General features: G+C 63.3%; 9 protein-coding genes and 1 pseudogene. 6 read left to right on the top strand and 4 right to left on the bottom strand.

Annotated features, from left to right (window positions below; translation table 11 throughout):
- Window positions 1–34: 34 nt before the first annotated feature.
- The 4 genes and pseudogenes from AB3X86_RS28145 to AB3X86_RS28130 form a co-directional block, all read right to left on the bottom strand.
- Window positions 35–2065 carry a TonB-dependent receptor gene (locus AB3X86_RS28145; protein WP_368598538.1) on the bottom strand — a complete coding sequence of 677 codons (2031 nt, stop codon included), beginning with the start codon at window positions 2063–2065 and terminating at the stop codon, window positions 35–37.
- A gap of 520 nt (window positions 2066–2585) precedes the next feature.
- Window positions 2586–2867 carry a pyrroloquinoline quinone biosynthesis peptide chaperone PqqD gene (gene pqqD, locus AB3X86_RS28140; RefSeq protein ID WP_176365808.1) on the bottom strand — a complete coding sequence of 94 codons (282 nt, stop codon included), beginning with the start codon at window positions 2865–2867 and terminating at the stop codon, window positions 2586–2588.
- An 86-nt stretch (window positions 2868–2953) separates the two neighbouring features.
- Window positions 2954–3103, bottom strand: a complete 150-nt coding sequence (gene pqqA, locus AB3X86_RS28135) for a pyrroloquinoline quinone precursor peptide PqqA (protein ID WP_217710596.1) — start codon at window positions 3101–3103, stop codon at window positions 2954–2956.
- Between the two features lie 138 nt (window positions 3104–3241).
- Window positions 3242–4252, bottom strand: a pseudogene (locus tag AB3X86_RS28130) (sigma-54-dependent Fis family transcriptional regulator); the annotation flags it as partial.
- 246 nt (window positions 4253–4498) lie between these two features.
- Between AB3X86_RS28130 and AB3X86_RS28125 the strand changes: the two are divergent.
- From AB3X86_RS28125 to AB3X86_RS28100, 6 genes are all read left to right on the top strand, one after another.
- A complete protein-coding gene (locus AB3X86_RS28125; RefSeq protein WP_368598537.1) occupies window positions 4499–6226 on the top strand; it encodes a methanol/ethanol family PQQ-dependent dehydrogenase in 1728 nt (575 codons plus the stop codon).
- Between the two features lie 116 nt (window positions 6227–6342).
- Window positions 6343–7617, top strand: coding sequence for a c-type cytochrome (locus tag AB3X86_RS28120; protein ID WP_368598536.1), 1275 nt, complete (start codon window positions 6343–6345; stop codon window positions 7615–7617).
- Between the two features lie 91 nt (window positions 7618–7708).
- Complete coding sequence (locus AB3X86_RS28115) at window positions 7709–8023, top strand: high-potential iron-sulfur protein (protein WP_368598535.1); 315 nt, start codon at window positions 7709–7711, stop codon at window positions 8021–8023.
- Window positions 8024–8199: 176 nt separating this feature from the next.
- Complete coding sequence (locus tag AB3X86_RS28110; RefSeq protein ID WP_368590792.1) at window positions 8200–8610, top strand: GFA family protein; 411 nt, start codon at window positions 8200–8202, stop codon at window positions 8608–8610.
- A gap of 508 nt (window positions 8611–9118) precedes the next feature.
- Window positions 9119–10414 carry an MFS transporter gene (locus tag AB3X86_RS28105; RefSeq protein ID WP_368598534.1) on the top strand — a complete coding sequence of 432 codons (1296 nt, stop codon included), beginning with the start codon at window positions 9119–9121 and terminating at the stop codon, window positions 10412–10414.
- Between the two features lie 43 nt (window positions 10415–10457).
- Complete coding sequence (locus AB3X86_RS28100; RefSeq protein WP_368598533.1) at window positions 10458–11240, top strand: substrate-binding domain-containing protein; 783 nt, start codon at window positions 10458–10460, stop codon at window positions 11238–11240.
- Window positions 11241–11252 lie beyond the last annotated feature (12 nt).

The raw sequence follows: 11252 nt of genomic DNA, 5'->3' as shown, positions 1-11252 counted from the left end.
GTCCAGATGGACAGCCGCCCGCTGCCGTGCCCGATCAAAAGTCCGCGTGCAGGCGAACGTACGCGGCTAACGGCGAGCCGGGGTAGGCACCGACCACGTTGGTGGCGATGAAGTAGCGCTGGTTGGTGACGTTGTCGATGTTCAGATCGGCTCCCCAGTGACGCTCCGCGTAACCGAACTGCAGGTTCGCGATCACGGAGGCCGGTGCCCAGTCGTAGCCGTTGGCAAAGCCGTTCGTCATCCGGCTCATGTAGTCGATGCCCGCACCCGCATGAAAACCTGCCCTGCCGAAGAGGCTGAAGCGGTATGTCGTCCACAGGTTCGCCATAAAGGCCGGCACGCCCTGCGGGGCGGTTCCTACCGCACCCGGGGTGTCCGGACTATAAGTGATGTGCGCCTGCTGTCCGGTAAAGTTCGCGTACACGTGCCAGTTCGACGTGAGATCCGCGTCGAACGAAGCCTCGCCGCCGCGCGTGCGCTGCGAATCGAACGCGAGTTGTTCCTCACCGAACGGGGTCGCCACGTGTTCCCGCTTGACGTCGAACAGCACGGTGTTGAGCACGTAGCGCCCGTCGTCGAACGACCACTTTATGCCCAGTTCGTATTGCAGCGCTGATTCCGGTGGGCCGATGGAAAAAGCCGTGTTTTCCGAGTTGAAATTCGCGAGATAGCTGCGCGATACGCCGAAGTACGGCGTCATCCACGGCGTCAGCTTGTACAACATCCCGGCGCTCCAACTGGTCGGGGCATCGTTGCGCGTGTACGTGTTGCCAGGAACCAGCGTGATGCCGTCGTTGGCCGTACGATTCGGCTCGCCGGGGACCGGGTTCAAGGTCAGCGACGTACCGAACCAGTCCTTGCGCACGCCTGCGCGAATCTTGAATCTATCCGTCACGTCCACCTGATCGGTCGCGTAAAGGCTGTAGAAATTCGCCCGCACATGATCGTTCTGGCACGAGTGAGAGGGCGCGCACTGGAAGTGCAGGCTTGCGATGGATGTTTCCAGCGGCACCGGCGCGAAGATGTTGCTTATGTCCGGAAGGTCTGCTGTGGTCTTCGCGCTGTTGAGATCCTGGTTCAGGTATTCGAAGCCGGTCAGCAGCGTATGGTGGACGCTGCCGGTCGAGAATTTCCACACTGGTTCCAACTGGTAGTCGAACGTGTTGAGCGAATCGTCCTGATCGCGCAACTGGCGGCCGACGAATGCGTTGCCCTTGACCTTCGCGTGCGTGCTGTCGCCGTTGCTGTAGAAGTCCAGCGTGTGGTGCATGTAGGACAGGCGATTATTGATCGTCAGGAAGTCGCTGATGCGCCACTCGTCCGTCAGCGTGGCACGAATGTAGTTTCCGTGCGCGTTCGCGAATGGCGTCGAATATTTGGCGTTGAACGGGACATTGCGAATCGGCGCACCCTTGTAGTAGATGATCCCGTATGAGTCGGGCGTTGCCATGTACTGTTGCGCGTCGATCGAGAATTCGACCTTGTGGTCGCCGATTTTCCACTGCAGATCGGGCCGGATTTCCCTATTCCAGGATGCCAGGCCGCGGTAGCCGTCCGAGCGGCCGGCGCTGGCGTCGACACGATAGTTCAGTCCGTCGATGCCGGTTGGACCGGTGACGTAGCCACTCGCGTTGACCGTACCGAAAGAGCCGGCCTGGATATCGCCGCCCCAGTGGAACTGTGCGGACGGCGTGTAGTGGATCAGGTTGATGGAGCCGCCCGGCGGGCCGCTGCCTAGCAGCGCCGAGCCCGGACCTTTGAGCACCTCGATGCGCTCGACGCCCAGCAGCGAATGCATTGGGCCATTGACCTGGTCGCCGTCCGAAAAGCCGTCGTCATAGGTCTGCGCCTGCAGGCCACGGATCATGAAGTGGTCGGTGAAGCCCTTCGAATCGGTACCGCCGTAGTTCACTCCGGACACGTTGCCTTTGCGGATCGCGTCCTGCAACGACATGGCGCCTTGTTCGTCGAGAATTCCGCGCGGAACGACCTCCACGCTCATCGGCAGGTCGCCGAGCGGCGTGCCGGTCTTGCTAACGCTCACGATCTGTTCGGGGTCGTCCACGTTATCGGGAGCGGCCGCTGGTCTCGTCGCATTGACAACGATGGGTCCCAGAGTGACCGGTGGTTCAGTCTGTTGAGCGGCCGCGGTTTGAGTCTGTTGTGCATTCGCCCCGGTGGCGAGCGACAACGTTGCAGCGGAGACGGCGATGGCGATTCTGGATGGCGATGTTCTCATTGACTCCAGTCCATTGCGGCACATTGCATCGGCTTCATGCTGTGGCAAACAAATCCTGAGCGGTCCTGCCATTCGACCCGCGAAATTTATCGTTTGCGCGTGTCACAGACATGAACGGTCACACGGACAACGAATGCGAAATCGTTGTCGTGCAAGCGCGACGCCATCGCTTTCTATCGAGGGTGAGCTACGCGAGCTCGCATGGGAAAGATGCCACGCAGCTATGCGGATCGCTTATGCAAACAGATCCGTTTCGCAACTGCGTGAGCGCCGACGGCTCGCCGGGACCCGGCGGGCGTGGCGGCTTTCTTGAGAGCGGGCAGCGCGCATAGAGTCCTGGGGCTGGTCAATCCAGCCAGCCGCGCAGCCGCGCGTGATCGAGAAAACGGTAGACGTCGGGCGCAAGCTCGGACGTGCCGAAAAGCCGTTCGAGTTCGCCGATGATGTCGTCGAGCTCGTGTTCTCCGTCGCAACGCGCGAGGATCGCGCCGGCGCTAGCGTTGAGCTTCACCATCCCTTCGGCATAGAGCAGCACGTAGGCGTCCTGCGCCGCTTCCCACTGCAGGCGGAAGACGCTTCGCAGGCGGGGGCGCAGCGGCACGCCGCTATCCGAGTCACGCGTGTTCATTGCGATCCCAGTGTGTTCATGGTCGTTCGTTGCCTTCGCCGCCCGCGGCGCCCTACGTGCAGCGCGGGCGGCACGCCGCAGCCCGCTCAGCGATTGGCGATATACATCGTGATTTCAAAGCCGAAACGCACTTCGGCATACGACGGGGTAATCCATTGCATGGCATGTCTCCTTGTTTGCGATTGGATGAAAAACCGCACTCGATGCGCGGCCGCTCCCTTCAAAGCAAAGGACATGCCGATGTCGTAATGCGAGGCGCGGGCATTCGGGAGATGGACGATGTTGATTTTTGGAGCACCGCTGCTGCGCGATGCAACAGCGGCGTGACAGCACGTGAGCGAAACAGAAGCGCCGATGAAAACGGCGCGATGGGCTCAAAAGCCGTCCACGGTACGTCCCGGCTCGACCGCGGGCATCTTCCGGTAGATCATGTTGCGCGACACGCCGAGCTCGCGCGCGGCCGCCGAAACGTTGCCGCCATGCCGCGCGAGCGCCGCGGCAATCGCCGACACGGTCACGTCCTGAAGGCGCTCGCACTCCGGCACGCACGCACTGCCCGCGCCTCGCGTATCCGCCGCGCCGCTCGACGCAACGCCACAGCGCAGGTCATCGAAGAAGTCATCGGGCAAATGCTCGCGCCGGATCTCGCCGTCCGCGTCGACCATGGCCGCCGCAGTGCGCAGCAGATTGCCGAGCTGCCTGAAGTTGCCCGGCCACGGACAGCGCTCGAACATCGCCATCACGTCGGGCGCGACGTGAAGCGGCTGGCCGTTCGCGCTCGCGAGCGATTCGCGCAGCAACATCTTCTGGATCACGACCGCGAGATCGGTCCGCTTGCGCAGACGCGGCAGACGCACCACAAGGCCATTGAGCCGGTAGTAGAGATCCTCGCGGAAGCGGTTTTGCGCGATCATCACGCGCAGGTCCCGATGCGTCGCGCAGATGATCGCGACGTCCACCGCAATGCTGCGCGTCGAGCCGAGCGGGTTGACGACGCGTTCCTGCAGCACGCGCAGCAGCCGCACTTGCAGCGAATACGGCATGTCGCCGATTTCATCGAGAAACAGCGTGCCGCCGTTCGCTTGCAGCAGCTTGCCGATTGCGCCTTTGCGCCGCGCTCCGGTGAATGCGCCTTCCTCGTAGCCGAACAGTTCGGATTCGATCAGCGTCTCGGGAATCGAAGCACAGTTGACCGCGACGAACGGCCCGGCGTGACGCGGCGAATCGTTGTGGATCGCCTGCGCGAGCAGTTCCTTGCCCGTGCCGGTCTCGCCATTGATCAGGATCGGAATGTCCTTGCCGATCACTCTTTTGCCCTTCGCAATGAGCGCGGCGATCTGCGGGTCGCCTGTGTCGAGATAGCTCAGACGTGAAAGCCCGGCAGCGATGTGCGCGAGCGCCGCAATTGTGCTGTTTCTCAACACTCCATCGCCCGGCGTTGTACCGGGACGCAACAGATGGAACGCCACGCAAGCGATACATGCCGCCGCACGTTCAGGCGCGCCGACCTTTCGGACTCGCTCACAAAAATGGCATGCGACTTGCGGTAACCGCATCGCATCCGGATCGACACGGAACGAAGAGGCGACGCCTCTCCCGGCACTGCATCGACAAACACTCAGGAGACGACCATGAAGAACCGTTCGCCCGCCGCTGGCCGGCTGGCTGTCCTTGGAGCGAGCATCGCGATCGCGATGGCACTGAACGTGGCTCCGGTGGGCGCCGCCCCGGACTATCCCGCCGTGACCTATGAGCGCCTCGCTCAAGCGCAAAGCGACCGGGGTTGGCTCACCTATTACCGCAGCTATAGCGGCCAGTCGCATTCCCCTCTGAAGCAGATCGATGCATCGAACGTCGCCGGTCTCAAGCAGGCCTGGAGCTATCGCTTCCCCGCGGAACTCAAGCAGGGATTCGAAGCAACTCCGATCGTCAACGGCGGATACCTTTTCGTCAGTACGCCAAAGGACAACGTCTATGCGTTCGATGTCAAAACCGGCACGCAGCTGTGGAAATACGAGCCGAAGCTCGGCGCGGAATCGTTCAAGACCGCCTGTTGCGATGTCGTGAATCGCGGCGTCGCGCTGTATGGCAAGAACGTCTACGTGGCGATGCTGAGCGGCGAGGTGGCCGCGATCGACGCGCAGAGCGGCAACCTCGTGTGGAAGAAACAGATGTTCGAGCCGGGTCTCGGCTACGCGTTCTCGCTTGCACCGCTCGCGCTCGATGGCGCGATCGTCGTCGGCACGTCGGGCGGCGAGTATGGGATTCGCGGCTATATCGCCGCGCTCAATCCCGACGACGGCTCGATCATCTGGAAGCGCTACACGATCCCTAGTGCCGGTGAGAAAGGTAGCGACACATGGCCCGACGGCATGCAGGAACATGGCGGCGGCGCGGCGTGGCTGACCGGCACTTACGACGCGGCCACGCAGACGCTGTACTGGGGCGTCGGCAATCCGGGGCCGTGGCTCGCCGCGCTGCGTCCGGGCGACAACCTGTACTCCGATTCACTGCTCGCGCTGAACCCGAAAAACGGCGAGCTGAAGTGGCACTACCAGTACACGAACAACGACACGTGGGACTACGACGGCGTCAACACGCCGGTGCTTGCCAACATCAGCTACAAGGGCAAGCCGTATGACGCGATCATCCATGCCGACCGCAACGGCTTCTTCCACGCGATCGATCGCAAGACCGGCAAGCTGATCTACGCGGAGCCGTTCGTCAAGGCGCTATCGGTGACCGGCTACACCGCCGACGGCAAACCGGTTCAGGACGCCAGCCGGTTTCCGAAGGCCGGCACGACGATCAACACCTGCCCAAGCTTTCTCGGCGGCAAGAACTGGTGGTCGACCTCCTACGATCCGGAGCGGCACATCGCGGTGGTGCCATCGCTGCATGCGTGCATGAGCCTGTCCGGCAAGTCGGTCAGCTACATGGAGGGCCTGCCCTACCTCGGCGAAGGCTTCGAGATTCAGCCCGAACCGGGCAGCCAAGGCTATGGCGAGCTTCAGGCCATCGACGTCAATACCGGCAAGAAGCTGTGGGGTCACTGGACCAAAATGCCGTGGAACGGCGGCGTCGCCACGACCGCGAGCGGGCTCGCCTTCAGCGGCTCGCTCGACGGCCATCTGTACGCGTTCGACGTGACGACGGGAAAGGTGCTTTGGGAGAGCCCGCAACTCGCGAGCGGCATCGTCGCGCAACCTTCCGTGTTCGAAGTCGACGGCAAGGAATACGTGGCCGTGCTCGCGGGCTACGGCGGTGCGAATCCGATCTGGGGCGGCCCGATGGCCGACGTCGCGAAGGACGTTCCGCGCGGCGGCACGCTGTATGTGTTCGCGCTCGATCGCAGCTGAACGCAGCCACCGCACCCGCATCGTTCCGCACCTCCGACTCTCGCAGCTGCGTCTCGCCGCGCCCGCACGCAGTTCACGCGGGCGCGGTGTTCCCGCCATCACAGGAAAGCACCATCATGAACATTCGACTCACTCAGGTTGCCCTCGCCAGCGCCCTCGTCGCCGGCGCCGCGCAGGTTGCCGTCCATGCGGCGGCGCAGACGCCATCCAGCGTCCGCGTATGCACGATGCCCGGCAGCCCTTCGGCCGAGCTGGACAAGTCCGTCGCACGCGCGGTGTTGAGCACCGCGGGCATCGCCGGGACCTTCGCGTCGCGCGGCATCGACGACAACGGCGACGACGACGGCATCTCCGCTCGCGAGCTGTCGAAATCGCTGCAGCGCGACTGCGATGTGATCGCGGGCTTCCCGCGTTCGAGCGTGGCCGACGGCTCCGACTCCCAGCTACTCTTTTCCCAAGGCTATCTTCACTCCGGCTATGTCAGCATTGCGCTGCGCGGCGACCATGCGGCCAACACCAGCGTCGCGGCACCGGACGGCAAGATCACGATTGCGGCCACCTGGTCGAGCCCGTCGCAACTGATCGCGGTCGAGCAGAAGAACGCGCGCTTCGATCTGGAAACCACCTCCAGGCTGACCGTCGACGCCGTCGCGAAAAGACGCGCCCAGCGCGCGATCGTCTGGTACCCGGCCGTGGTGGCGTATCGGCGTGCGCACCCGCAGCAGCACTTCGACGTCGCCGTCGCCGAATCGCCCTATGCCGACTGGAATCTCGTGTTCGCGTCGGGACCCGGCACGCAGCAGTTGCAAAAGCGCATCGACGGCGCGCTCGCGCGCTTGCGCAGCGATGGCCGGCTCGCGGCGCTGACGCGCAACTGGGCGTTACCAGCCACGATCGCGACCGTTTCGGCGACCACTCGCGCGAGCCTCGTACGCAGTCCCGCACGCTATCTCGACGGCCCGACGCAGCCGTCGCCGCGTGCGAATGTATGGCGCGTGAGCGGCATGCCGGCCGCCGGCGGCTTCATCAAGGTTGCGGCGACGACCGAGGCACCATCGTTCGATCACGATCAGGTCGCCCACGGCGAACATCTATATGCCGATTCGTGCGCGAAATGCCACGGCGAAAAGCTCGAAGGCAACACGGCGCCCTCGTTGATCGGACCGGCTTTCGCGCCAGCGGCGAACTCGCATCTGACGATCGGCGGCATCTATCAGTACATGTCGACCAACATGCCCGCGGATCATCCCGGCAAGATGAGCGATGAGGAGTACGCCGATCTGATGGCTTTCCTGCTCTATACGAATGGCTACGACACCGGCAACGCGAAGCTGACCGCGCAGGCCGCGCAATCCTCTACCACGCCGTTGAACGCCGGACCGCGCCACTGACACGTTGCATCGGACTGCATTGCAACGCCATGCCGCTTCGATCGAATGGAATGCGGCATGGCCGAGCCATTTCTTTTCTCAGGACATCATCATGGTCTCCCACAATCGCAGACACTTCATTCTCCAGGCCGCGGGCCTGTGCGCCGCGCTCGCCAGCGCCGACCTCGCGCTCGCCGCGCCGCCGCCCGTCGATGAAAACGACGCCACGGCCGGCTCGCTCGGCTATCGTGCGAAAGCGAGCAGCGTCGACGCCGCGAAGTTCCCCAAGTACCACGCGGGCCAGACCTGCGCGAACTGTCGTTTCTATACCGGCGCAGCGGGTGAGGCCGCCGGACCGTGCCCGATGTTCCCCGGCAAATTCGTTACCGCTGAAGGCTGGTGCAACGTCTATGCGCCCCGAGCTTGAGCGCTGGTCCGCGGGTGCGCCGCGAAACGGCGCACGCGCGACGGATCTGCCGACGCTTCGCTCGCAGATTCGATGCGATCGCTGAACGACGTTGGAGCTCTGCTAAGCTACTGTCCGCCGCATGTATTCATAGTCTCCCGAGCAAACAGCGAGAACATTTGAACCGGAGCAGATCGATGTCAACTCCCTGGACGGGGCGCTGCCTGTGCGGCGCGGTGCAATACAAAGCTCACGGTGATTCACTCGCGCAACTCATCTGCCATTGCCGCGATTGTCAGCGCGCTTCCGGTTCCGCGGGTTTGCCGGTCGTCGTGGTGAGAGCCGCCAGCTTTTCGTTCGAAGGTGAAATCAGGCCTTATACGAAGATCGGCGGCAGCGGAATGCCGACGACGCGCAACTTCTGCCCTCATTGCGGCAGCCTGCTATTCGGTACGCCGCATCACGCGCCGGACATCGTGACGCTCTACGCCGGCACGCTCGATGATCCGTCCAGATTCAACCCCGAGTTCGCTCAGTTCACATCGGAACGCCATCGACTGGACGCCCACCTGCCGGACATGCCCCACCATCCGCGAAGAGCCCCCTGACCGGCGCAATTGCAGGGAAACCGAATTGGCTTGATTCGGCTAGTTGGACTGGCATTGATAACGCCCATGCATCAATGCTTCCAAAAATCGCACTTCTACTCCTGATCTTCTTGCGCAACCATGTGTCACCAGAAGCCCGAGAAAACGGTTCAAAAGAACAGCGCATTAGAAGAAGAACCTATAAGCGCGTGACGCCGTTCCTATCAGCGCATCCGACTGCGAGCTCGAGTCACGTTCGCGGCGCCGCGCACCAACGCATCTTTTGCACGACACACGTCGCCGTTGATTCCCGCTGCCACAAGAACGCGCTCGATGATGCGGGTTTCGCTCGCACCTGCTGCGAACGAAGCGCAGCACTGGTCGCATGCAAAGCCGCCGCGATTGATAACGACAGAACATCAATCGTTCCGAAAGTTGCACTTATCGTTTTGCCGCCTCCAGGCCAATATTTCCAAAACCACAATCGGCCGGACCACCGCGTCTTTTCAAGATCTCAGGAGACACCTCGATGCACCCCTCGTCTAACCTTTCCAGCGGACGTTCGAAGGCCGCCACGGTTTTCCGTGTAACGGCCGGGAATTTCCTGGAGCAGTTCGACTTCTTCCTGTTCGGCTTCTACGCCACGCAGATCGCCAACGTTTTCTTTCCCGCCCACAGCGAGTTCGCCTCGTTGATGATGACGTTCGCCGTGTTCGGCGCCGGCTTCCTGATGCGCCCGCTGGGCGCGATCGTGCTCGGCGCCTACATCGACGACGTCGGCCGCCGCAAGGGCCTCATCGTCACGCTTTCCATCATGGCGAGCGGCACGATCCTGATCGCGTTCGTACCGGGCTACGCGACGATCGGACTTCTGGCGCCCGCGCTCGTGCTGCTCGGCCGGCTGCTGCAGGGCTTCTCGGCGGGCGCGGAGCTGGGCGGCGTGTCGGTGTATCTTGCCGAGATGGCCACGCCCGGCCGCAAAGGGTTTTTCACGAGCTGGCAGTCCGCGAGCCAACAGGTGGCGATCGTCGTCGCCGCGGGCCTCGGCTTCGGGCTCAATCAGTGGCTGAGCGCATCGGCCATCGCAGCGTGGGGTTGGCGCGTGCCGTTCTTCGTGGGCTGCATGATCGTGCCGTTCATCTTCATGCTGCGCCGCAATCTGGAGGAAACGCAGGAGTTCAAGGCGCGCCAGCATCGTCCGACCATGAAGGAAGTATTCGGCACGCTGGTCCAGAACTGGGCCGTCGTCGTCGCAGGCATGATGCTGGTGGCGATGACCACCACGAGCTTTTACCTCATCACGGTCTACGCGCCGACCTTCGGCAAGACGGTCCTGCACCTGAGCACCGCCGACAGCCTGCTCGTGACGCTGTGTGTCGGCGTATCGAACTTCGTGTGGCTGCCGATCGGCGGGGCGCTCTCCGACAAGCTCGGCCGCCGGCCGCTCCTCGTCGCCATGACGGTGCTCGCCATCGCGACCGCCTACCCGGCACTGTCGCTGCTCGCTCACGCGCCGAGCTTCGTCAACATGCTGCTCGTCCTCCTTTGGCTCTCGTTCATGTACGGCATCTATAACGGCGCGATGGTCGTCGCGCTCACGGAAGTGATGCCGGTGCAGGTGCGCGTTGCCGGGTTCTCGCTCGCCTACAGCCTCGCGACGGCCGTGTTCGGAGGCTTCACGCCCGCGATCTCGACGGCGCTCATTCATATGACTGGCGACAAGGCCGCGCCCGGATACTGGATGAGCCTCGCCGCAGCGTGCGCGCTTTTGGCGACGTTCGCGCTCTATCGCCGCCGCGCAGTCACGCTGACGCCGGCGCACTGATGCGCTTGCCCCGCATCCATCGCAACCGCACACGACCATGACCATGAAAAATCTGCTTCTGAAACTTTGCGCCGCGGCGCTCGTCGCGGGCTCGGCCGCTGCGGCGAACGTGCAGGCCGCCGACCTGCACGTCATGAGCTCCGGCGGCTTCACCGCCGCGTACAAGGTGCTCGGCCCGAGGTTCGCGTCCCAGACTGGCAACACGCTCGACACCTCGCTCGGGCCCTCGATGGGCAAATCGCCCGAAGCGATCCCCAACAGGCTCGAGCGCGGCGAGCCCGCGGACGCCGTCATCATGGTCGGCTACGCACTCGACGAACTGATCAAGCAAGGCAAGGTCATCCCCGGATCGCGGGTAGAGCTGGCCGATTCGCGCATCGGCATGGTCGTGCGCGAAGGGGCGGTGAAGCCCGACATCAGCTCCCCCGAGGGCCTCAGGCAGACCCTGTTGCAGGCGAAGTCGATCGCCTACTCGGACAGCGCGAGCGGCGTTTATATAGAGCGAGATCTGTTCAAGAAGCTGGGCATCGAGGATCAGGTCAGGTCGAAGGCGAAGATGATCCCGCGGATTCCGGTGGCGTCGGTGGTGGCAAACGGGGACTACGAAATCGGCTTCCAGCAGGTGAGCGAATTGCTGCCCGTCCAGGGCGCCACGTTCGTCGGCAAGATTCCCGAGTCTCTGCAGTCCGTCACGCGTTTCGCCGCCGGCATTCCCGTCGGTGCGCGGCATCCGAAGGAAGCGAAAGCGCTTCTCGACTATCTTGCTTCACCCGATGTACAAGCGGAAGTGAAATCGACCGGGCTCGATTCCGTCCTGGCGCATTGAGGCAGAACCACG

Origin of the sequence: Paraburkholderia sp. BR14374 (assembly GCF_040948685.1) — a bacterium.
Classification (GTDB): Bacteria; Pseudomonadota; Gammaproteobacteria; order Burkholderiales; family Burkholderiaceae; genus Paraburkholderia; species Paraburkholderia youngii.
Note: the sequence above shows the minus strand (reverse complement) of the source record. Positions and strands in the feature narration are given on the sequence as shown.

Excerpts from the sequence above, each read along its gene's own strand:
- pqqD (WP_176365808.1), bottom strand. The coding sequence starts at position 2,867 with ATGAACACGCGTGACTCGGATAGCGGCGTGCCGCTGCGCCCCCGCCTG.
- pqqA (WP_217710596.1), bottom strand. The coding sequence starts at position 3,103 with ATGTCCTTTGCTTTGAAGGGAGCGGCCGCGCATCGAGTGCGGTTTTTC.
- AB3X86_RS28125 (WP_368598537.1), top strand. The coding sequence starts at position 4,499 with ATGAAGAACCGTTCGCCCGCCGCTGGCCGGCTGGCTGTCCTTGGAGCG.
- AB3X86_RS28120 (WP_368598536.1), top strand. The coding sequence starts at position 6,343 with ATGAACATTCGACTCACTCAGGTTGCCCTCGCCAGCGCCCTCGTCGCC.
- AB3X86_RS28115 (WP_368598535.1), top strand. The coding sequence starts at position 7,709 with ATGGTCTCCCACAATCGCAGACACTTCATTCTCCAGGCCGCGGGCCTG.
- AB3X86_RS28110 (WP_368590792.1), top strand. The coding sequence starts at position 8,200 with ATGTCAACTCCCTGGACGGGGCGCTGCCTGTGCGGCGCGGTGCAATAC.
- AB3X86_RS28105 (WP_368598534.1), top strand. The coding sequence starts at position 9,119 with ATGCACCCCTCGTCTAACCTTTCCAGCGGACGTTCGAAGGCCGCCACG.
- AB3X86_RS28100 (WP_368598533.1), top strand. The coding sequence starts at position 10,458 with ATGAAAAATCTGCTTCTGAAACTTTGCGCCGCGGCGCTCGTCGCGGGC.